The organism is Nocardia cyriacigeorgica GUH-2 (genome assembly GCF_000284035.1).
GTDB classification, from domain to species: domain Bacteria; phylum Actinomycetota; class Actinomycetes; order Mycobacteriales; family Mycobacteriaceae; genus Nocardia; species Nocardia cyriacigeorgica_B.
Map to the genome: position 1 here is coordinate 2,717,873 of NC_016887.1, position 23,283 is coordinate 2,741,155.

Here is a 23,283-nt window from a genome sequence, read left to right on the forward strand (position 1 = left end):
CGCGCGGTCGGGTGTCCCTGACGGGATGTCCGGTTTCGCGCCGGAGAAACCGGCGGCGGCCGGGTCCGGAGAGGTACGGTGCCACTCCAGGTGTTCGCGATGAGATCGGCGTCACAGTGAATGAGTGAACGACTGTGCTCTGAAAGGGTGGACCACGTTCTCGTCGTGTGCGTCGATGCGTTTCGGGTATGGCAGTGGATGTAGTCCAAAACCGTCGGCCATCGGCATGATGACGGAGCTGTGCCGCAGCGGGAAAATATGTAGTACTGTCCGTAACATTCATGTGAGACGAGTGTTGACTCATTGCAGTGGGAGGTCTTCGTGTCCGGCGCGATCCACGTAGTGGCAGGAGGACTGTCCGCACAGGGCAGCGAAGGTGGTGGCGCGGCGCTCGACCAGGTCGCGATCATGACCGGCTCCGCCGGAGTCATCGCCCTGGTGCTGCTGTGGGTGGGTTACCTGCACCGCACTCGCCGCATCACCTGGCTGGGCTCGCTGGCCGACCGCCTCGGCGCGCTGGTGAACCGGCCGGGCTGGGTGGCGCTGCCCATCGTCATGTTCCTGGCCACCATCCTCACCGCGCTGCTCGGCTTCATCTGGGATGTCAGCCTGCATATCGGCAACGGCCGCGACGAAGGGCCGCTGGCCAACCCGGCGCACTACTTCATCCTGGCCGGGCTGTTCTTCTTGTTCACCGCGGGCATGCTGGCGATCGTGCTGCCGCTGGACGAAAAGCCCGGCGTGGCCTCCGTGCGGATCACCCGCACCTGGTACGCGCCCGTCGGCGGCATCCTGATCGCCGGTGCGGGACTGTACGCGCTGATCGGCTTTCCGCTCGACGACATCTGGCACCGGCTGTTCGGCCAGGACGTCACGCTGTGGGGTCCCACGCACCTGATGCTGATCGGTGGCGCCGGGCTGTCGCTGGTCGGTGTGCTGCTGCTGGAGTTCGAGGGCTCGCGCAACCGGCCCGACCCCGAACGCCCCGACAACCGGATCAACTGGCTGCTGCGCGCGTTCGCCTTCGGCGGCCTGATCATCGGATTGTCGGTGTTCCAGGTCGAATTCGATTTCGGCGTCGAGCAGTTCCGGCTGGTGTTGCAGCCCATGCTCATTGTCGCGGCGGCCACGATCACCCTCGTCGCCGCGCGGGTGACGCTCGGTGCGTTCAGCACGCTGGTTCTGGTGGCGTTCGCCACGGTGGTGCGCGGGGTGGTCGCCTATCTCGTGGGCGGTCCGATCATCGACGCGCCGCGCAATGTCTTCCCGCTGTATCTCGGCGCCGCCATCGTGGTGGAGCTGATGGCGCTGCTGCCGCTGGTCAAGCGCCGGGTGTGGTGGGGCGCGCTGACCGGTTTCGCGGTCGCGACGGTCGGGATCTGGCTGGAATCACTGTGGGTGTCGGCAATGTTCGTCGATCCGTGGCCCGCGGCGATGTGGCCGGAACTGCTGGCGATGACGGTGCCGACCGGCGTGGCCGGTGGTGTGGTCGGCGCGCTGTTCGGCATGGTGCTGCGCGGTGAGCCGCTGCCCAAGCCGCCGGTGCGCCGCGCGCTGGTGACGGCCGCGGTCGTGATCGTCGGCGCCACCACCGCCAACGGGCTGATCATCGAGGTGCCCGAGAACGCGCAGGCCACGGTGACGTTGCGCGAGGCCGAACCGGTGAACGGCGGGCGCATGGTGACCGCCGATATCCGCCTCACCCCCTCCGACCTGGTCAGTGACGACCCCGAATGGATCCAAATCCTGGCCTGGCAGGGCGGTGTCGGCTCCGACAGCCCGGGCCGCGGCCTGGTGGTCGACCACCTGCGACGCGTCGGCGAAGGCCACTACGTGTCCACCGAACCCGTTCCGGCGCACGGCACCTGGAAGACGGTACTGCGGGTGCAGGACGGCCGGATGCAGACCGCGCTGCCGATCTTCATGCCGGAGGATCCGGGCATCGGTGCGGCCGAGGTGGCGGCGCCGCCGGAGTTCACCCGGGATTTCGTCGCCGAGATCACCGTGTTGCAACGCGAACGCTCCTTCGACCATCCGGCCTGGTTGTTCGGTGCCGCCTCGCTGCTGGTACTGCTGTGCAGCCTGATCCTGATCGGTGCGCTGTCGTGGGGCGCGGCCCGGATCAACGACCGCTACCTGGCCGCGGCACCGCAGCCGAGTCCGGTGAGCGGAGGATGATCGCGGCCGTCGACCGGGTGGACGTGCTGGCCGACCATTCGGTCCTGCTGGCCGTCCCCGCCTTCGCCCCGGCATTCGTGGTGGTCGGGATCATCGTGTTCATCGCGGTGCGCGATCGCCGCGCCGAGAAACGCGAAGGCGATCCGGAAGCCGCACCACCCCAGCATGATTCACCCGATGAACAGGAGCCTCGATGACCCGCGCCCGGCGCTATTGCGCGCTGACCCTGCTGGCCGGTGCCACGCTGCTGGCCTGCTCGACCACCCAGGAGCCGAGCACACCGGCCCCGGTGTCGGCGCCGGCCACCTCCGCCACCGATACGCCCGGGGCGGATGCCCTGGTGATCGAGATGACGATCGCCGGCGGTTCGGTAACGCCGGTGAACGCGCGCCTGGACGCGACGGTGGGTCAGCCGATCCGGTTGGTCGTCGACAGTGACACCGAGGAAGAACTGCACGTGCACGCCACCCCGGAGCACACCTTCGCGGTGGTGCCCGGGGCCGGTCAGCGGTTCGAGTTCACCGTCGAGGTCCCCGGCCGGGTCGAGATCGAATTGCACGGATCGCATCGCACGGTCGCGACGGTGGACGTCCGCCCGTGAGCGGTGTGCTCGCGCACGGGATCTCCGGCGCGACCGATCTGCCGATCCCGCTGTCGTATGCCCTGATCGGCGCGGCCTGGGCATTGACGTTCTCGTTCGCGGTGCTGGCCTTCGCGTGGAAACAACCGCGGCTGGACCCGGAGTCGCCGGGTGTCCGGTTGCCCGCGATCGCGCGAACCGTGCTCGATGCGAGGCCGACGCGGATGCTGCTGGCTGCGGCCGGGTTGATCGGTGCCGCGGTTGTGGTCGCTGCCGGTTTCGCCGGTTCGCAGAACCCGGCGGACAATCCGGTGCCGGGCATCGTCTACATCTTCGTCTGGGTGGGCGTGCCGGTGGCGTCGCTGGTGTTCGGGCCGGTGTGGAAGCTGGTGTCGCCGCCGCGTGCCGCGCATCGGCTGCTGTGCCGGCTCACCGGCCGGGCCCCCGAGCATGGGCTGATCCGGTATCCCGAGTCGTGGGGGTACCGTCCCGCGGCGGTGTTGCTGTTCAGTTTCGTCTGGCTCGAATTGGCCTCGCCCGAGCCGGGTTCGGTGCTCGCGGTGACGGTGTGGTTCACCGGCTACCTGGTGCTCGACACGATAGGGCTGGTGGTTTTCGGCACCGTGTGGGCCGAGCGCGGCGACCCCCTCGAGACCTACAGCAGTCTGCTCGCGCGGCTGAGTCCGCTGGCACGGGGCGCGGACCGCTCGCTGGTCTTGCGGTGGCCGCTGAACAATCTCGCGGGTACCCCGGCACTGCTCGGCTCGGTCGCCGTCGCCGCCACGCTGCTGGGTTCGACTGCCTTCGACAGCTTTTCGATGTTCCCCGGCTGGCGCGATCTGCTGATCGAGGTGGGCGGCGATTCCACTGTGCTCACCACGCTGCTGCGGACCGCGGGACTGCTCGCCTTCATCCTGGTCGTCTGGGCGGTCTTCGAGCTGGCGACCCGCGCGAGCGGCGGACTGAGCCGGGACCAGCGCGCACGCTTGCCGATCCAGCTCGCGCACAGCCTGACGCCGATCGTGGCCGGCTACATCGTCGCCCACTACCTGACGTTCCTGGTGGAGAAGGGGCAGGCGACACTGATCCTGTGCGCCGACCCGTTCGGGCGCGGCTGGAATCTCGCGGGCCTGGCCGACCTCGACGTGCACTACATCCTGTCCAACCATCCGTCGGTGCTGGCCACCATCAAGGTGCTCGCCGTGCTCACCGGCCACATCCTCGGTGTCGCCGCCGCACACGATCGCTGCCTGCGGCTACTGCCGCCGCGCCACCGCCTGACCGGTCAGCTCGCGCTGATGCTGGTGATGGTCGGGTTCACCTTCACCGGGCTCTATCTGCTGTTCGAAGCCTGAGCCCGGATCACCGGCCCTTCCAGATCGGTTCGCGTTTCTCGGTGAACGCCCGCACGCCCTCGGCCGCGTCCTCGGAGGACAGGGCGGTGGCGGCGATCTCGTATTGCCGTTCGTAGGCGTCGTCGGAGGCCCAGTCCGCGGCTTCCTCGATGATGCGTTTGCTGCCGATGACGCTCAGCGGCGCGTTGGCGGCGATCCGCTCGGCCAGGGCGAGTGCGGCCGTCAATGCATCGCCCGGTTCGGCGAGCACGTTGACCAGGCCGAATTCGGCCAGCCGGGTGGCGGGCATCGGGTCGCCGGTGAGCGCGAGTTCCATGGCGACATTGCGGGGCAACCGTTCCCGCAACCGCATGACACCGCCCGCGGCCGCGATCAGCCCGCGTTTGGGTTCGGGAATACCGAACTGCGCGTCGCGCGCCGCCACGATCAAGTCCGCGGCCAGCGCGAGTTCACAACCACCCGCCAGCGCCGGACCCTCGACGGCGGCGATGAGCGGCTTCTTGGGCGGTTTACCCGTAAGTCCCAGCGTCCCACGGCCTTCGGTCAGCGGCGCTTCGCCCTTGGTCATGGCGGCCAAGTCCATGCCGGAACTGAAATAGCCGTCGGCACCGGTGAGAATCGCGACCCGCAGGGCAGGGTCGGCCTCGAACGCATCGCAAGCCCGTTCCACGGCGACGGCCATGGCGTGGTTGACGGCATTGCGGACCTCGGGCCGGTTCAGTGTGATGATCATGATCGGTCCGCGCCGCTCGACCCGCACGGGCGGCGGGGGAGCAGCGGGCAGCTCGACCGGGCGATCACCCTCGATGCTGATCTGCTCACCCCGCACCGAGACCGGCAGTCCGAGCCCATCGCCGTCGGTGAGGAGGTCGATCAGCCCGGAGTCCTTGTTGCGCAGCAGTACTCGAGCGCCGTCGGGCGTGATGAGGCTCAGGATGGCGGCTTCCGGGTCACCATCGCGGTCATAGGGCAGCGTGTAGGCCTCGACCACGGCGGGCCCTTCGTAGCTCTGACGGACCGGGCGCGCGGGTGGATGATCGACGATCGGCCGCAGGTGCGCGTACGCCTGACGCGGCGGTGTCGCGGAGTAGATGCCGATCGCGTGCTTGGTGACATACCAGCCGAGCGAGGTACTCAGCCCGAACGTTTCGGGATTCGCGCGCAACTGCTCGACCATCGTGGCGACCGCATGCGTGCCGTAGTTGTTGCCCGGCCCGCCGCCGAAGGTCAGCCCGCCCGTCACCGACAGCGGACGCTGCGGATCGTCCACCGTGAGACCGAGTTCCCGGGCCGCGATTTGCACCGCCACCGGGAAGCACGAGTACAGGTCGACCGGCCCGACCTGGTCGATCCCGATCCCCGCGTGCTCGAGGACCGCCGCGCCGATGGTGCGGATCGCCGGTGACGCGGCCAGTTCCGTGCGCTCGGAGACAAACCACTCGTCGTGCGCCGATGCTCCGGCGTGCACGAACACCCACTTGTCCTGCGCGATGCCCGCCGCCTCGGCCGCCGCGACACTGCACAGCACCAGGCCCGCGGCCATATCCACCTGGAGATTGGCGCACAGCAGCTTGGTGTAGGGCGCCGACACCATCCGGTTGTCGTCGGTGGGGGTGGTCAGCTCGTCGGCGGTGAATTCCTGGGGCAGCCAGGCATTCGGATTGCGTGCGCCGATGGCCGACATGCGCGACCACAGCTCGCCGATCGCGCGCAGATGCTGCTTGGGTTCGCGGCCGAGCCGATGCCGATTCGCCGATTCCATGAGGGCGTACATGTAGATCGGCGCGCCCAGGCCCGCGGCGATCTCGGCGGCGTTGTTGGGTTCGCGGTCGATACCCGCCGTTCGAATCGGTGCCGCCTCGGGGCCCTGCTCCGGCCAGGCGATCTCGGCGCCGGAGCGTTGCGCGGCCGCCAAAGTGGCACCGGCTTCGGCGCCGGTGACCAGCACCATCTCGTAGGTGCCCTCGGCAATGGCTTGGGCCGCTTCGTTGATCAGCAGCTGACCGCCGTCGCCGCCGTAGCGCGACGATTGGACGGTATCGACGCTTCGCGCGCCGACTGCCTCGGCGACCAGCGCCCCCATATCCCGGTACTGCCAGGAGGCGCTGGCCACCGAGAAGATCGCCTGGGCGCCGGCGAGCACATTCTCCGGTGCTCCGGCGTCGGCGGCGGCCAGGCGTAGCGCCCGGGCCGCCAGCGTGGCCGGGTCGGCGGCGGGATCCGGGGTGTGCGAGACGAATTGGCCCGCACCGACCAGGACCGGGGTATTCGGTGCCAGAGTTCGCCCCGACGCCGCGTGTACGACAGGTGTGCGTACGGCGCGGCGAGCGGGGAGTGGGCCTGCCGTCGCGATCTGGTCGGGCAGGCGGTCGAGCGATTCGCGCAGCGCCTCCGACAATGTGCGCACCAGCGAGGCGCCCAGCGGGCCGTCGACGGGTTGCCCGGACAGTCCCGCGTCGAAGCAGACCAGCGAGCCTGCGCCCTCGGAATAGATCGTGAGCCAGAACCCGAGCCTCAGCCCCATCGGCCCGCGGCCGCGCAGGGCGATCGCGGTGGGTTCGGCCGAGGTGACCGTCCACGCGATATCGGCGGGCAGCCCCATGAACTTCACCTGCTGGGCGAACTCCAGCCCGGCGTACGCACCGGCGGGCGTCTCGCCCCGGAAGGCGGCGTGCATGCTGAGCCAGTCGGGGAAGCGGCCGGGATCGGTGAGATAGGCCGCGACCGTCTCCGCGTCGGCATCGAGGTGGGTGGCGGCATGGGCGCGTTTGTCGAATTCCGCGAGACCGGCGGGCGGCTCATGGCCGGTGTCGGCAGGCTCGGTGGTCGCGGAATCCGCACCGCCGAACGCGCCGGCCGCGAGGTCGCGCAGGATGCGCGGATTGCCGATGACGGCGGCGGTGAGCTGCCGTACCGCCCGCACCTGGTTGCGCGCCTGCTTCAGCACGCGGGGAACACCGCCCACGTCGTCACCACCTCTAGTTGATCGAACTACCGGTATATCAGGACACGACCTGATAGTCGGCGGGATCGAACTTCGCCTGCGCCTTGTACTGGAATCCGAGCAGCGGCCAGTTGGTGGTGATCCGCCCGTCGGGCTGGCGGTACCACGACGAACACCGACTCCACACGCTGCCGGACAGCTCACCCTGGATCCGCTCGTCGAAGGCCTGCTCGACCTCGGGCCGCACCGCCAGCGGGGCCCCGACGCCGGTCATATGGCTCAGGTAATCGCCGAGGTATTTCGCCTGGGCCTCGAGGAAGTAGATGATCGAGCCGCCGCCGGTATTGGTGTTGGGGCCGTACATGATGAACAGGTTCGGGAAGCCCGGCACGGTCATGCCGTAGTAGGCGCGGGCGCCGTCCTTCCATTCCTCGTGCAGGTCGCGGCCCTCGGCTCCGGTGATGGTCATCGGGGCGAGGAATTCGGTGGCGGTGAAGCCGGTGCCCCAGATGAGTACATCGGCCGCGTGCTCGATCCCGTCGACGGTGCGTACACCCGCGGCGGTGATCTCGCTGATGCGCTCGGTGCACAGCTCCACATTCGGCTGGGTCAGCGCGGGCAGGTAGTCGTCGGAGAACAGGATGCGCTTGCAGCCGACCGGATAGTCGGGCCACACCTTCTCGAACAGGCCCGGCTTCGCCTTGGTCTGCCTGCGCATATGCCACTTCGAGACGCCTCGGATCGCGGCGGCCAGCGGTTTCGCGTACACCCAGGCGACGCTGAGCCCCTCCACCACGCCGTACCAGGTCACCCGCTCGCCGAGCTCGGTGATCGGCGCCTTCTCGAAGATCTTGTGATGCAGCGGCGAGAACTCGCGGTCCGGGCGCGGGACGATATAGGGCGCGGTGCGCTGGAACACCGTCAGCTGCTCGACCTGCGGCTGGATCTGCGGCACGAACTGGATGGCGCTGGCGCCGGTGCCGATCACCGCCACCCGCTTGCCCGTCAGGTCGATATCGTGGCGCCACTGCGCGGAATGGAAGGCCGCACCCGCGAACCGCTCGCGCCCGGCGATCTCCGGAAGCGAGGGCCGCGCGAGCTGACCGACCGCCGACACCAGTACATCGACGTCGACCGTCTCACCGGTGCTGAGCCGCACCGTCCACTTGCCGGTCGCTTCGTCGAATGCCGCGCCCAGCACCTCGATCCCGAACCGGATGTGGCGGCGCACGTCGTACTTGTCGGCGACGTGACGCATGTAGTCCAGAATCGCCGGCTGCCGGGAGAACCGGTGCGGCCAGCGCGGATTCGGCTCGAAGGAGAACGAATAGAACGGCGACGGCACATCGCAGGCCGCCCCCGGATAGGTGTTCTCCCGCCATACCCCGCCGACCTCGGCGCCCTTCTCGAAGACGACGATGTCGTCGAAGCCCCGCTTCTTCAACTCGATCACCGCCGCCAAGCCCCCGAAGCCGCTTCCGATGACCGCCACCGTGGGCCGCATACCGCATCCTCTCGCCGCGCCGCTCGGACACCTCCAGTGTTCAACATTGAAGGCTGCCCGCCCACGTGTTCGACGGAAGTGGTGCCGGCCGAATGCGGCTGATCAGCGGGCGAGGGCGGCAGCACCGCGTGCCGGGCGTCGCGCTAGCTGGTCTCGGCCGACTGCTGGGGGTCGATGCGGGCGGTGAGCAGTTCGGTGAACTCCTCGGCGTAGGCGAGTTGGCGGCGCAGTTTCGCGCAGCTGTCCTCGGCCTTGGCGCGTAGCTCGCGCACGACGGCGGCCGCTCGCGCGTGTTGCCCGAAGGCCGAGTGCGCGTCGGCGAGGGTGTCGAGCGCGTCGAGCAGTTCCTTCATCTCGGCAAGGGTGAAGCCCAGGGGTTTCATCCGCCGGATGACCAGCAGGCGGGCGATGTCGTCGTCGGTGTAGAGGCGGAAGCCGCCGGTGCTGCGGGCCGACGGCGTCACCAGGCCGACCTCGTCGTAGTGGCGAATCGTCTTGATGGACAGTTCGGTTCGGTCGGCGACCTGCCCGATCTGCCAGTGCGGGCGGGCGGTGGTCTCGCTCATCTCAGTGCGCTCCGGCGAGATGGCCGGACAGTCGCTCATGGCGCTGCTCGGACGCCTGATTCAAGCCGATGATCTCGACGTTCTTGCCCTTGCTCGCGTACTTGGTGGTGATCGCGTCGAGGGTGGCGACGGTGGAGGCGTCCCAGATGTGGGCTTCGGACATATCGATCACGATATTGGGCGGATCGCCGAGATAGTCGAACTGGTAGATCAAATCGTTGCTGGAGGCGAAGAACAACTCGCCGCGCACCTTGTACACGCGGGTGTCGTCGTCGGACTCGTCCACCGGGACCACGTCGGTGAAATGCGCGACCCGATGCGCGAACGCGACCATGGCGGTGAGCACGCCGACGATGACGCCGTAGGCCAGGTTGTGGGTGGCCACGGTGACGGCGACGGTCACCACCATCACGGTGGTCTCCGCGATCGGCATGCGCCGCAACGTCGCCGGGGCGATCGAATGCCAGTCCATGGTGCCCACCGACACCATGATCATCACCGCGACCAGCGCCGCCATCGGGATCAACGCGACCACATCGCCCAGGCCGACCACCAGGACCAGCAGGAACGCGCCCGCCAGGAAGGTCGAGATGCGGGTGCGGGCGCCGGAGACCTTCACATTGATCATGGTCTGGCCGATCATCGCGCAGCCGCCCATACCGCCGAAGAGGCCGGTGACAATATTGGCCACGCCCTGGCCCCAGCCCTCGCGGGTCTTGTCGGAGTGGGTGTCGGTGATGTCGTCGACGAGCTTGGCGGTCATCAGCGATTCGAGCAGGCCGACCAGCGCCATCGCCAGCGCGTACGGCGCGATGATCTTCAGCGTCTCCACCGTCAACGGCACCTGCGGGAGGAGTAGCGACGGCAGGCTCGACGGCAGCTCGCCCTCGTCGCCGACATTGGGCACATCCAGTGCGAACACGATCGTCGCGGCGGTCAGCGCCACGATCGCCACCAGCGGCGCCGGGACCACCGTGGTGAGTTTCGGCAGCGCCACGATGATTACCAGCCCCACCGCCACCATCGGATACACCAGCCACGGCACGCCGAGCAGATGCGGCAGCTGCGCCAGGAAGATCAGGATCGCCAGCGCGTTGACGAAGCCCACCATCACACTGCGCGGAATGAACCGCATCAGCTTGGCCACCCCTGCCACGCTCAGCACGATCTGCAACACACCGGCCAAAAGGACGGTGGCGATCAGATAATCCACCCCGTGCTCGGCCACCACCGGCGCGATCACCAGCGCGACCGCCCCCGTCGCGGCCGAGATCATGGCGCGCCGTCCGCCGACGATGGCGATGGTGACCGCCATGGTGAACGAGGCGAACAGCCCGACCCGCGGATCCACCCCGGCGATGATGGAAAACGAGATCGCCTCCGGAATCAGCGCCAGCGCCACCACCAGCCCGGCCAGCACCTCGGTACGCAACAGCCGCGGACTCCGCAGCGCGGCCAGCACCGAGCCGTCACCGTTTCTGGTCGCGGGCACAGGTGACGTCGGCATCGGCAAGCTCCAAGGTGGTCGAGCGCACGCGCCTGCGCCGACCTGTGGCCGGTGCGCGTGAACGAGAGTTCAGGAAAAGAGCCGACGACCCGCGAGGCGACATTGCCCGGTCGCGAATCCCGGTCGGCTTCAGCGCCCCGAACCCTACCCTCCCGTACGGGTAGAGTTGCAACTCGCCGCCGCGCCACGTGGTGCGGATCTCATCGCCGGACCACCCGGGCGCGACGAATATCCACGGGTACGGGCCGGTGGGCGACGACGGCGCCGGAGGGCCAGGCAGGGTTCGAGCGGTGGGTAGACCAGGCTCAATGCGGCACCCAGGGTGAAGTAGCTGCGTAGTACCCGGAAACAGAGGTAGGCCGGGATGTACTTGACCGAGCTGGATCGCCAGCACAGGCACACGATGGCCGCCATGATCATCTGCATACCCAAGACCGTGGCGACGATCGGCTGCCACCGCAGCTCGCCATAAGACGCCCGGAACGCCACCTCGACCACCACGGCGAAGATGAGCAGCGGCGCCAGCATGGCCCGGCGGGCGGCGTTGACGAGTTGGAAGGGCAGCACGAAACTGCCCGTCATCGATCGGCGGTCGAGCAGCGTCGCGCGGTTGTGGCCGGTGATGTGATAGATGCTGCGGAACCAGCGCACCCGCTGCTCGCGCAGGTGAGCGTAGGTGCGAGGGGTCTCGCTGAAGTAGATGGCCTTCGGGTCGGCGATCGTGTGATAGCCGGCCGCATCCATGCGCAGGCAGATATCGGTGTCCTCGCCGTTCATCCCCTCGACCATCCCGCCGACCTGCAACAACACGCTGCGCCGGTAGATGGCGAACATCCCGGGAATGCCGAGCACCCCTTGATATCCGTCCAGCGACACCTGGAAGAACCCGTGCCGCAGATACACCTCCACCAGCCGGACCTTGTCGATCCAGGTCTGCTGCGGCACCGGCATCGGCAGCGGCAAACCGCCGACCGAGCCGACGCGCGGATTGGTGAAATGACGCATCGCGGTCTGCAGGCAGCCGTCGCCGATCACGGTGTCGGCGTCGATGCGGACGATGAATTCCTCGGTGATGCGCTCGACCCCCATGTTCAACGCGATCGCCTTGCCCGGCCGCGGGCATTCGAGCACCTCACCGGTGATCGCGGTGCATTCGCTGATCGCCTGTTCGGCGACGGCGCTGGTGTCGTCGGTCGAGGCGTTGTCGACGACGTAGAGATGAATTCGCCCGGTGTAGGTGCGTGCGGCGCGATCGACGGCGAGGATGGTTGCCGCGATGTCGTGCGCTTCATCGTGCGCGGGCACCAGCACCGCGACCGGAGGCGAGAATTCGCCGCGCCGCGAGCGGGTGATCGCCTGCCAGCCGAGCAGAGCCGTCAACGCGGCGAAGATCTGCTGGGCGAGGAAGACGCCCGGACCCATACCGCCCAGCAATGCCCACTCCCGCAGATCCAGCACCAGCCGGAGGAAGACTTGCTCGAACAGCGCCGCCAGCGCCAGCGCGAGCGTGAACGGAATGAACAGTTTGACGTAGGCGCCGGCCGGCGTGCGTGGATTGATCGCCATCCGAACCGGTTCGGGCAACCGTGCCTGCCGCAGCACGGTATGCGGGAATATCGCCAGTGCGACCAGCGCCGAGGCGACCTGCTGACCGAATACCGAGATCCGCAACAGACCGATGTCATCGAGAAACCATGCGAGAACGTCGAAGAACACACAGGACAGCAGGAACTTGCCCAGCAGCGAGACACCGAGAAACAGCCGCCGCCACCGATTGCTGTAGGCGTAGTAGGCGTAGGTCAGGAAGAACACGACGATGAAGATGCGGGTCGGCATCGCGACGTTGCCGCGGTCGCCCGCCAGGATCACCAGGTCGTTGTGCTGGACGAGGTGGGTCTGGCGCAGGGCCAGCTGGATGCACATGACGACCACGCTCAATCCGGCGAACATGATCAGGAAGCCGTTGCTCGCGCTGGCGGGGCGGTCTACCGAATAGCCCGCGGGCGCGCTGTCCACCGAGCGGTAGAAGTCGGCGATGGCCGTGCGCGCCGGGCCTGCGGGCGGTGTGGTGCTCACTCGGGTATGCCCGTGTCCGCAGGGCCGGGCGGTGCCAGCGCGCCGCCGGGATCGAGGATGAAGTGTCCTGCGGGAGTGATCACCTGGACGCACTCGCGGCCGAACACCGGCAGCGCCACGGCATCGGTGTCACCGGCGAAGCTGATCGCGAGCCCCCGCGCGCCGGGCGCGGAGGCGCATTGGACCACCAAGCCCGTCTCGGCAGCGGAGACATCGAGCACCGCGGCCGTGTCGCCTGCGGTCAGCCGTCCGTCGCGGACGTGGACGAGGGTGTCCACCGCGGGGCTGTCGCCGATCAGCACGAAGGGGGCGCCGCCGGCGGGTTCGGCATTCCAGCGAAATTGCGGAGGTTGTTGCGCGGGCAGGAATCGCGCGAGGACCGGCACCGCAGCGTCGAGCAGATCCGTGGTGTCGCGAGAATCGGCCGCGGGCAGGTAGATCACCGGTCCGGCGGCGAGTTCGCGCGCGACGGCGGTGAACCCGCTGCCGGGATCGTCACCGAGTTCGAGCGCCGAGGTCGCCAGCAACTGGATCGGATAGGAGCTCACCCGCACATCGCAACCGCCGAGGTCGCGATCGCGTTGCACGGTGAGGGTCAGGGTGTTGTCCAGCAGTTGCGCATCCGGGGGCAGCGGTATCGAGAAGGGCTCGCTCGTGTGCGCGAGCGGACGACTGTCCACCAGCCTGCCGTTGAGTTCGACGTTGAGCAGCCAGGTCAGATCCGGGGGAGAGGCGGGCAGTTGAAAGGCGACGCGTACGGCCCGGGGTAGCCGGGCGCCGGGGAGCTGCGCCAGCGCGTACCGCGCACGCCAGCGGTGACTTTCGGTGATCTGCGCTTCGGACAGATCGGTGCCTAGGGCGTCGAGGCCGACGGCGTCTCCGGTGCGGGCGGCCGTGGCGACGGCCTGCGGATCGGTGGCCCCTTGGTCGGCGGTGACGACCGCCGGCGTTGTCAGCAACTGCGATATCACGCCCGGATCGGCTTCGACCACCGCCAGCACCGGTGTGTGGCCGACGGTGCCGAGCGCGACGCCGTCCTCGGTGCCCAGCCCTTCGGCGGCGTCCCAGTCGGTGGTGTCGGCCAGGCGCTGCGCCGGTCCGAGCAGAATCGCGTTGTGCACCTGCGAATCCGGCAGCTCGTCGCGGTAGGTGACCTCGTAGCCGGCCCGGGTCAATGCGATACCCAGCTCGGCCGCGGTACTGCGCCACTGATCGGACAGATCGGTCGGCACGAGCGTGAGGCTGTGGCCCCAGGTGGCGACGGCGTCGCGGACGGTGTGGATGGGCTCGTCGAGCGCGGCCTCCACGACAGTCGCGGGATCGAGGTGGATCACCATCCCGGCGGCGCGGTCGGAGGTGCAGGTTTCGTGATGCAGGTTGCCGCGGGTACGTACCTGCACACGGACCTGCCCGTCCGCGGCGGCTCGGCCGGGAATATCGATGAGGTCGTCGAGCGGGTTCTCGCCGCGCGGAAGTTCGCGCTGGTAGATCTGCTGGCCATCGACCGAGACGATCAGGAAGACGGTACTGTCCTCGGCCACCTGGGTGCTGCCCGACAACTGGATCCGAGTCTGGTCGCGGGCCGAATCGACCGGAAGGTCGACCAGGAAACTCGTCGAGGGCGCGTCGCTGGTGAGCCAGGTGCCGTCGGGCCGGCCGAGATCGGCCAGGCTCGTGCTGAAGTGCCGCTCCGGCGGGACGTCGAGGCTGGTGTCATCGGGTGAGCGGGTGAACCACACCGGCCGCACCACGGCGAAGACCAGCAGCAGCAAGCCGGCCAGGCCCAGCACCCACCACGCCGACCTGGGAACCCGGCGGCCGCGCTCACCGGGAAAGTAGTCGGGTTCCGTGGATTGCTCCGGTGGATCGGTCTGCGGTTCGGCCGTGTCGTCAGCCATGGACCTGCTCCTCGGCGCCGGCCCGGCGATCCGCGTTCCAATACGAGGTGCACGGAATCCGGTTCACATCCACCCGGTCGGCGTATTTCTGCGCGATGTCGACCGATTCCCGCAGCAGGCCCGTCGCCAGCCGGGTCGGTTCCAGACCCAGGCCGAGCAACTGGTCGTTGCGGGCGCTCAATTCGTTGGCATCGGCCTCGGCCCGCGGATTCGATACCCGGTGCACCGTGGCCCCGACGATGCCGGCGACCAGGTCGGCCAGATCCGAGACCCGGTGGGTCTCGGTCACCTGGTTCATCACTCGGACTCGCCCGTCGACCTCCGCCCCGGATTCGACCGCGAGCCGGATACACCGGACGGTGTCGCGGATATTGATGAAGGCCCGGGTCTGACCGCCGGTGCCGTGCACGGTGAGCGGGTAGCCGATCGCCGCCTCCACGAGAAACCGATTGAGCACCGTTCCGAAATCTCCGTCGTAGTCGAAACGGTTGATCAGGCGAGGGTCCAGCTCGGTCTCCTCGGTCTGGGTACCCCAGACGATGCCCTGGTGCAGGTCGGTGATCCGCACGCGGTCGTTGCGGGCATAGAACTGGAACAGCAACTGATCCAGCGATTTCGTCAAGTGGTAGACGCTGCCCGGTTGAGTGGGATACAGGATGTCGCGGCTGTGCTGGATGCCCTGACGATCGGGATAGCTGACGGTCAGATAGCCCTCGGGCAGATCGACCGGCACCGATTCGTAGCCGTAGACACCCATGGTGCCGAGGTGGACCAGGTGGGCGTCCAATCCCACCTGGACCAGCGCGGCGAGCACGTTGTGGGTGGCGTTGACATTGTTGTCGACGGTGTAGCGCTTGTGTTGCGGTGATTTCATCGAATACGGCGCGGCGCGCTGCTCGGCGAAATGCACGATGGTGTCCGGGCGCTCGGCTGCCAGCAGTTCGGTCAACTGCTGATAATCGCGGGAGAGGTCGAGCTGCACCGTCGCGATGTCGCGACCGGTGGCCGTCCGCCACGCGTGCACCCGTTCCGGCAGCGAACGGATCGGCGTCAGCGATCGCACGCCCAGTTCGTCATCGATGTGGCGGCGCACCAGACTGTCGCAGATCGTCACCTCGTGACCGTGCGCCGACAGGTGCAGCGCGCTCGGCCAACCGCAGAAACCGTCCCCGCCCAGTATCAGCGTCCGCATCTCGGCTCCCTTCGACAGTGGCGGAGCAGCAGCCGGCATCCCGGGTTCGGGTCAGCCTCGCATTCGCACGGGCCGGATTACCTCACCCTCATTGGGTGAAACCACACGGTGGACGGTGGCGCCGCCGTCTGCCCGGTCACCCGCATCGGGTGATGCGCACCGAACCCGGTCCGGGCGACAGTCGGAAGGGCCCACCGCGGAAGGAGCCGATCATGACCCACGGGAGTAGCTGAGCTGTGCGGGGGCTGCCGCGGCGGCTGCGGGCCGTGCTGCCACGCGAACGCATGCGTAAGGCGGATGTGCTCGCGGGGTTGTCCGGTGCCATCGGCAGTGTGCCCGACGGTATGGCGGCGGGGGCGCTGGCCGGGGTGAGCCCGGTGCACGGGTTGTACGGGAGCATGGCGGGGCGGCTGTTCGGCAGTTTCACCACGAGTACGCGGTTGATGGTGGTGACCGCGACCAGTGCGTCGGCGCTGGCGGCCGGGTCGGCGCTGACCGGGGTCGCGCCGGAGGATCGGGCGGCCGCGCTGACGATGCTGACGCTGATCGCAGGGGTGATGATGATCCTCGCGGCCGTCCTGCGGCTGGGCCGGTACACCCGGTTCGTCTCGCATTCGGTGATGACCGGATTCCTCATCGGGGTGTCGGCGAACATCGTGTTCGGCCAGCTCGCCCAGCTGACCGGGGTACCCGCCGACGACGATCTCGCGGTCATGAAAGCCGTGCACGTGCTGACCCATCCGGGCCAGATCGACTTCGCGTCGCTGACGGTCGGGGTGACGGCGTTCGCGCTGCTGGTGGGCCTGGGCCGGACCAGGTTCCGGCTGTTCGGGTCGCTGGCCGCGCTGGTGGTGCCCACCCTGATCGTGGTCGTCTTCGGCTGGGATTCGGTGGCGCGGGTCTCGGATGTGGGCCAGATCCCGACGGGGTTCCCGGTGCCACATCTGCCCGATCTCACGGTGCTCTCTCCCGGACTGATCGTCGGCGCGGCGGCGGTCACGGTCATCGTGCTCGTGCAGGGCGCGGGCGTATCGCAATCGGTGCCGAATCCCGATGGATCGCATGCGGATCCGAATCGCGACTTCCGGGCCCAGGGTGTCGGCAATATCGCCGCCGCGCTGTTTCGCGGCATGCCGGTCGGCGGCTCGGTCGGCCAGACCGCGCTCAACGCCACCGCCGGGGCACGCACCCGCTGGGGCGCGATCTGGTCCGGCATCTGGATGCTCGCCATCCTGGTGGTGTTCGCCCCGCTCGTCGGTGCAGTACCGATGCCGACGCTGGCGGCCGTGCTGATCCTGGCCGCGTTCGGCGCGATGGATCCGGTGCGGCTCTCGGCGATCTGGAGCAGCGGATCGACCTCCCGGATCGCGCTGGCCACCACCTTCCTGGCGACGCTGCTGCTGCCGGTCACCGCCGCCGTTGGCGTCGGGGTGGCGCTGTCGCTGCTGTTGCAGCTCAATCGCGAAGCCATGGACCTGAAGGTGGTGCGGCTGGCGGTGCGCGGCGATCATCTGGTGGAAGAACCCGCACCGCGCCGGTTGATCGACGGCGAAATCGTCATCCTCGACGTGTACGGCAGCCTGTTCTACGCTGGCGCCCGCACCCTGCAAGCGCGTCTGCCCGATCCGAAGGGCGCCGACTCGCCGACGGTCATTCTCCGGCTACGCGGCCGCACCACCGTGAGCGCGACCTTCCTTGCCGTAGTCGCCGATTACGTGCGCCGCCTCGACGAGGTGGACGGAGCGCTCTACCTCAGCGGCGTGGATCCGCGGGTGCGTGACTTCTGGACCGACGAACTGCTCGACAAACAGGGCGTGCGACTGGAATTCTTCCCCGCCACCCCGACCATCGGGGAGTCGACGCTGGCCGCTTACGCGCAGGCCCGGCTGCGTTCGGCCCGGCCGGGTGACTGAGTGGTTTCACCCCGAACGCATGAGGTGACCGGCCATCGCCGCTGCCTAGGGTGAGCTGCCGCGGTCGTACCGAGTCGAGGAGCCGAGCATGGCGGACTTGTTGGTGGCGCTGCTGCCGGAGATGACCGGCCTGGTCGTCACACCCGGCGCGATCGCCGGATGCATCCTGCTGCTGCATTCCCGGCGCCCGGTCGGCAACGCCCTCGCATTCGGTGGCGCCTTCTTCGCCGTCTACGCGCTCATCGCGATCTCTGCGCTGCTGGGTGGCGCCTCCGATCCCGGCTCGACCTCCAAGGATGTCTCGCACGGCACGGGGTTGGTCGTCGGGCTGCTGTTCCTGCTCGCGGGTTTGTGGGTGCTGTTTCGCCGCCCGGCCGACCGGGTGCGCACCGAACCGCCGAAAATGCTGCGGGAACTCGAAAGCAGCGGCCCGCAGCGCGCATTCGTGATCGGCATCGCTTTGGCTGTACTCAATCCCAACCTGTTCCTGATGATGTCGGGTATGAGCGCCATCTCCAGCTCGGACGCGAGCCCGTCGGCGGCGCTGGGTGCGACGGCGCTGCTGCTGCTCGCGGCATCACTGGACTTCCTCGTGCCGATCGCCGTCTATGTCATTGCCGGCCATCGGGCCCAGCGCTGGCTCGACGCTATGCAGATCTGGATGATCCGCAACTCGCGCCCGATGACCCTGGCGGTGCTGTTCGGCTTCGGCGCACTGTTCGCCGTGCGCGGCATCGTCGACTTGGCGGGGTGAGCGCGCAATTCACCCGGGACGGGTGAGCCGCGACCCGCGAGCAGCGGCCTAGCGTTCGCCTCATCCGCTTCCGGCCGGCAGGCGCCGGGACCGAAACGACCCCGGTGCGGTCTGGTGAATCCGGGTCCTACGCGACAGCACACGTGACGACTCTCGAGGTGAGGAAACCGATGACGACTCTGGACTTCGGCAATACGACCGACTTCGACAACGCCGACCGCGGATTCATCGGCGCCCTGGATCAGTCCGAGATCCGGACCGCCGACGGGCGGGTGATCTGGGACATCGGCGCGTACAAGTTCCTCTCCGGGGACTGCCCGCCCACCGCGAACCCGAGTCTGTGGCGGCAGGGCCAGCTCTGCAACAAACAGGGCCTGTTCGAGGTCACCGAAGGGATCTACCAGGTCCGCAATCTCGACCTGTCGAATATGACGCTGGTCGAGGGGCGCGAGGGCGTCATCGTGATCGACCCGCTGATCTCGGCCGAGGTGGCGTCCGCCGCCCTGGAGCTCTACCGCAAGCATCGCGGTGATCGGCCGGTGACCGGACTGATCTACACCCACTCCCATGTCGACCATTTCGGTGGCGCGCGGGGTGTCGTTCCGGAGGGTCATGATCCGGTGCCGGTCCTGGCACCGAGTGGGTTCCTCGAGCATTCCGTCAGTGAGAACGTCTACGCGGGCAATGCCATGACCCGCCGCGCGATCTACATGTACGGCGCCGCGCTGGACAAAGCGCCCGACGGCCAGATCGGCTGCGGGCTGGGCATGACCAACTCGACCGGCACAGTGACCCTGATTCCGCCCACCGTCGACATCACCCACACCGGGCAGGTCGAGGAGATCGACGGTGTGCAGATCGTCTTCCAGCTCACTCCGGGCACCGAGGCGCCGTCGGAGATGAACTTCCTGTTCCCGGAACGGCGCGCGCTGTGCATGGCCGAGAACGCCACCCACAACATGCACAACATCCTCACCCTGCGGGGCGCGCTCGTCCGCGACAGCCGGGTGTGGGCGCACTATCTGGACGAGGCCATCGGCATGTTCGCCGACAAGGCCGATGTCGCCTTCGCCTCGCACCATTGGCCCACCTGGGGCAGCGAACAGTGGACCGAACTGCTGGCGGTGCAGCGGGACATGTACGCCTACCTGCACGATCAGACCTTGCGGCTGACCAATCGTGGCCTCACCGGCACCGAGATCGCCGAAGAGCTCTCGCTGCCGCCGGCATTGGACGGTGCGTGGGCCAACCGGGGGTATTACGGCTCGCTGAGCCACAACGTGAAGGCGATCTACCAGCGGTACATGGGATGGTTCGACGGCAATCCCGCGCACCTGTGGGAACATCCGCCGGTCGAGATGGCGACCCGGTATGTCGCCGACTACGGCGGTGTCGACGCGGTGGTCGCCAAGGCACGCGACTATGCCGCCGGCGGTGATCTGCGCTTCGCGGCGACGCTGCTCAACCACGCGGTCTTCGCCCAGCCGGACAGCGACTCGGCGAAACAGGCGCTGGCCGAGGTCTACGACAAGCTGGGCTACGGCGCCGAGAACGGCACGTGGCGCAATTTCTTCCTGGTCGGCGCCCAGGAGCTGCGGCACGGAGTCACCGCCACGCCCGTCGAAATGACCGATCCGGAAATGATGGCCGCCCTGACCGTGGACATGATCATCGACTCGCTCGCGGTCCGCATCGACGGCCCGCGCGCCGCCGAACTCAACGGCACGATGGACTGGAAGCTCACCGACGAGAACCGGGTCGTGCGGCTCACCCTGTCCAACGGCGCGCTGACCCACCGGACCGGAACCGACGCGGCGCCGCTGCGAGGCCCCGCGGATCTCACCCTGACCATGACGAAACCGCAGCTGCTCGCGCTGCTGACCGGAAAGAGCGAAGGGGTCGCCTTCGAAGGCGATCACTCGGTGCTCACCACCTTGGTCGGGCTGCTCGACACGCCCGATCCGAAGTTCCCGATCGTCACGCCCTGACGCGGCGTCGGTTCCGGGCCCATCCTCGGTGTATGCCGAGGGTGGGCCCTTCGCCGTGCCGGGCAACGGTCATACGATCATCCGACGATGCGGAATCGAAATACCGCGACCCATTTTGAAAGGATCGCGTTCCGGTAAACTCCGGCGGGAGCAAGGTAGGTATTGAACCGTCACGCGTCGGAGGCATGATGGCTGGTTCGCACGACCTCGATTCGCATCATCCTGTGGGCCCGGCCGGCGGGCCCACTGATATTCCAGCACTGCCTTTCACGCCGATCCCGCGTCCCGCCCTTTTCACGGCGCTCGATGAATTCACCGCCACCGCCCAGGGGCGAGTGCTGATGATTTGCTCGCCCGTGGGGAGCGGAAAGACCGTCCTGCTGGCCGACTGGGCCAGGCGGGTGAATCGCCACGCGCACAATCGGCCTCGCCTCGCCTGGCTCACGATCGCCGAACACCCCTACACCGCCGGGGGACTGTGGTCGGACCTGCGTCGCCGCCTCGGCCTCACACCGAAAACCTCCGATCGGCTGGCCACCCCCACTACCGAGGCGGCCGAACTCGCCGCCGATATCGAACGGCTGGGCCGGCCGCGGATCGTCGTCCTCGATGACGCCCACCTGCTCACCGATCCCATGACCCTGGCCGGCCTCGAGCACCTGCTGCGGCATGCTCCGGCCAATCTCACCGTGCTGATCTGCGCGCGCTTCGACCCGCCCATCCGCTGGCATCTGCTCGAACTCGAGTCGCGCCTGATCCGCTGGGGCGCCGACGAACTGGCGCTCTCGGCCGAGGAGTCGCGGCGCCTGTGCCGCGAACACGGCTGCGATCTCGGCGACGCGGAACTGGCCACGCTGATGGAGCTCACGCACGGCTGGGCGGCGCTGATCCGGATCGCCGCGATCTACCTGGCCGCCCATCCCGGCGATTACGCCACCGCGCTGGCCGTGCTGGCCCGGATGCCGAATTCGGTATCGGATCTGCTGGTCGGCGAGCTGATCGACACCCTGCCGCCGGCCCTGCGCCAATTCCTCACCCACACCAGCGTGCCCACCGAGTTCACCGAGCAACTGGCCGACGAACTGGTCGGCGGCGGTGCGGCGTTCTGGCTGCATGAGCTGGAGCGGATGAGCTATCCGTTGACCGCCGTCGTCCGCGACGGCACGATCTGGTACGCCTATCACCCTTTCCTGCGCGGCTATTTCCTCGCCGAGGTGAACCGCCTCGGCGCCGGCGTTCACGACGATCTGCGGTTGCGCACGGCGCGTTCGCTGACGTCGTCGGGTGAGTCCAGGCAGGCCGTCCCGCACCTGATCGCCCTGTCGGACCCGCGCCCTTTGCTGGAATTCCTGTCCACCCACGCGCTCGCCGACATCATCGCCGGTGACGGCCCGGCCCTGTTCGACGCACTCGCCCAGTCCGATGCCGTGGTGCTCGAGGACCCGTTCATCCTGCTGCTGCGCACCGTCGACGCGCTGCTGAGCGGGGATTATCCGGCGGCGCTGGCCTTCCGGGACGCGCTGCGCAGCCGGACCGAGGCGGGCACAACTCTGGCCGCGCCCGAGGTGGTCGCCGCGCTGACCGGTGCCGTCGACGCCGAAATCACGGTGGCCACGGCCGGTTCGGTGGCCGGACTGGAACTACCACCGATGCGCGTCTCGGCCGAGCGTCCCGAACTCGAGTGCTATCTCGCCATCGCCGCGGCCACCGTCGCGATCCTGCGCGATGAGATCGACGACGGTGAGCAGCGACTGCGGGTGGCGCTGGCGCTGGCCGAAACCGGCGCGCATCCGCGTCTGCGATTGCGGGCGACCACCCGGTTGGCGGTGGCGGCAGGGCGGGCCGGAGCCATCACGAATATGCGCCACCGTGCGGCGCGGGCGCTGGCGCTGGCCGGCGAGTTCGAGCTGTGGCAGACCCCGGACGCCGCGCACGCCGCGGCGCTCGAGGTTTTCGGCGCCTACCTGCAGGGCGATGTCCCGCCGTCCGGCCTGATCACCGAGTTGCTGTGCGAGTCCACGGGCCTGGACGGACCAGGTGCCGGACTGCCTGCTCGGATCGTGGGCCACCTGGCGAGCTTCGACCAGGCCACCGACCGGCGCATCACGGCGGATGTCCTGCGCAACGCGGCCGCGGAGCTGCTGGGCGTGCACCCCTCCGCCGCGGTGAGCGGCGGGTTGATTCCGCATGTGGTGTGGGCGCTGCTGCGGGTGCAGGAACCGCGGACCGCGCATCTGCTGGTCGAGCAGGCCCGCACCACCTTCGGTGACGTTCCGGATGTCGCGGTGGCCGCCGCCTCCGTGGCCACCGCCGCGCACCGGCCCAAAACCGTGCTGACGCTGCTGGAACCGATGCTGAGCGCGGCCGAACCAGCGCACCGGCTGCCCTTGGTCGCGGCCTGGTTGCTGACCGCCGGCGCCAACCACGAACTCGGCAATACGACCAAGGCCATTCACGCCATGGAAATGGCGGTACGCAATGCGGCCCCCGAACGCCTGGTGCGCCCGTTCTTCGATATTCCTGGCGCGCTCGAGCAATTGGACGAATTCGCCGGAAGTTTCGGCACCGACGAGGATTTCGTGGCAGCGGTGCGCCGCAATTCCGCCGCGGCGCGTGAGCATCGCCATCCCGCGCTGACCACGACCCAGCAACGGATTCTGCGGCAATTACCCTCCGGCCGCACCACCCAGCAGATCGCCACCGATCTCGGCGTCTCGATCAATACGGTGAAGACCCATCTGCGCGGCATCTACACCAAGCTCGGCGTCAACTCCCGGACCGAGGTCCTGGTCGAAGCGCGCCGCAGCGGCCTGCTCTGAGACCGGCAA

The 23,283-nt window shown here is 68.4% G+C and carries 15 protein-coding genes; 8 read left to right on the top strand and 7 right to left on the bottom strand.

The window, feature by feature from the left end:
- Positions 1-408 precede the first annotated feature (408 nt).
- Genes NOCYR_RS12305 through NOCYR_RS12320 form a run of 4 tightly spaced genes read left to right on the top strand, consistent with a single transcriptional unit; the run spans position 409 to position 4,113 of the window.
- The gene (locus NOCYR_RS12305) at positions 409-2,178 is read left to right on the top strand and encodes a hypothetical protein (RefSeq protein ID WP_231856111.1); all 1,770 of its coding nucleotides are present in this window, start codon (positions 409-411) and stop codon (positions 2,176-2,178) included.
- Entirely contained in the window at positions 2,175-2,375 is a 201-nt protein-coding gene (locus NOCYR_RS12310; RefSeq protein WP_014350700.1) for a hypothetical protein, read from the top strand. Before NOCYR_RS12305 ends, NOCYR_RS12310 begins: the two co-directional genes overlap by 4 nt.
- Entirely contained in the window at positions 2,372-2,779 is a 408-nt protein-coding gene (locus NOCYR_RS12315; protein WP_014350701.1) for a hypothetical protein, read from the top strand. Before NOCYR_RS12310 ends, NOCYR_RS12315 begins: the two co-directional genes overlap by 4 nt.
- Positions 2,776-4,113: a hypothetical protein gene (locus NOCYR_RS12320; protein ID WP_014350702.1), complete on the top strand. Its 1,338-nt coding sequence runs from the start codon at positions 2,776-2,778 to the stop codon at positions 4,111-4,113. The genes NOCYR_RS12315 and NOCYR_RS12320 overlap by 4 nt, the downstream gene beginning before the upstream one ends.
- Before the next feature lie 7 nt (positions 4,114-4,120).
- Here NOCYR_RS12320 and NOCYR_RS12325 read toward each other — a convergent pair whose 3' ends face one another.
- From NOCYR_RS12325 to NOCYR_RS12355, 7 genes are all read right to left on the bottom strand, one after another.
- Positions 4,121-7,078 carry a crotonase/enoyl-CoA hydratase family protein gene (locus tag NOCYR_RS12325; RefSeq protein ID WP_014350703.1) on the bottom strand — a complete coding sequence of 986 codons (2,958 nt, stop codon included), beginning with the start codon at positions 7,076-7,078 and terminating at the stop codon, positions 4,121-4,123.
- Positions 7,079-7,115: 37 nt separating this feature from the next.
- Positions 7,116-8,561, bottom strand: coding sequence for a flavin-containing monooxygenase (locus NOCYR_RS12330; protein WP_014350704.1), 1,446 nt, complete (start codon positions 8,559-8,561; stop codon positions 7,116-7,118).
- Between the two features lie 143 nt (positions 8,562-8,704).
- Complete coding sequence (locus NOCYR_RS12335) at positions 8,705-9,127, bottom strand: MerR family transcriptional regulator (RefSeq protein ID WP_014350705.1); 423 nt, start codon at positions 9,125-9,127, stop codon at positions 8,705-8,707.
- Position 9,128: 1 nt separating this feature from the next.
- Positions 9,129-10,634: a SulP family inorganic anion transporter gene (locus NOCYR_RS12340; RefSeq protein ID WP_048833298.1), complete on the bottom strand. Its 1,506-nt coding sequence runs from the start codon at positions 10,632-10,634 to the stop codon at positions 9,129-9,131.
- A 144-nt stretch (positions 10,635-10,778) separates the two neighbouring features.
- Positions 10,779-12,710 carry a glycosyltransferase gene (locus NOCYR_RS12345; protein WP_014350707.1) on the bottom strand — a complete coding sequence of 644 codons (1,932 nt, stop codon included), beginning with the start codon at positions 12,708-12,710 and terminating at the stop codon, positions 10,779-10,781.
- Positions 12,707-14,608 carry a hypothetical protein gene (locus NOCYR_RS12350; protein WP_014350708.1) on the bottom strand — a complete coding sequence of 634 codons (1,902 nt, stop codon included), beginning with the start codon at positions 14,606-14,608 and terminating at the stop codon, positions 12,707-12,709. Before NOCYR_RS12350 ends, NOCYR_RS12345 begins: the two co-directional genes overlap by 4 nt.
- Positions 14,601-15,800: an NAD-dependent epimerase/dehydratase family protein gene (locus NOCYR_RS12355; RefSeq protein ID WP_014350709.1), complete on the bottom strand. Its 1,200-nt coding sequence runs from the start codon at positions 15,798-15,800 to the stop codon at positions 14,601-14,603. The genes NOCYR_RS12350 and NOCYR_RS12355 overlap by 8 nt, the downstream gene beginning before the upstream one ends.
- A 236-nt stretch (positions 15,801-16,036) precedes the next feature.
- On the opposite strand from NOCYR_RS12355, the gene NOCYR_RS12360 reads away from it, so the two are divergent.
- From NOCYR_RS12360 to NOCYR_RS12375, 4 genes are all read left to right on the top strand, one after another.
- Positions 16,037-17,713, top strand: coding sequence for a SulP family inorganic anion transporter (locus tag NOCYR_RS12360; RefSeq protein WP_014350710.1), 1,677 nt, complete (start codon positions 16,037-16,039; stop codon positions 17,711-17,713).
- Between the two features lie 88 nt (positions 17,714-17,801).
- Entirely contained in the window at positions 17,802-18,467 is a 666-nt protein-coding gene (locus NOCYR_RS12365) for a GAP family protein (protein WP_014350711.1), read from the top strand.
- Positions 18,468-18,637: 170 nt separating this feature from the next.
- Complete coding sequence (locus NOCYR_RS12370) at positions 18,638-20,455, top strand: alkyl/aryl-sulfatase (protein WP_014350712.1); 1,818 nt, start codon at positions 18,638-18,640, stop codon at positions 20,453-20,455.
- 341 nt (positions 20,456-20,796) lie between these two features.
- The gene (locus NOCYR_RS12375) at positions 20,797-23,274 is read left to right on the top strand and encodes a LuxR C-terminal-related transcriptional regulator (protein WP_330981625.1); all 2,478 of its coding nucleotides are present in this window, start codon (positions 20,797-20,799) and stop codon (positions 23,272-23,274) included.
- Positions 23,275-23,283: the final 9 nt, after the last annotated feature.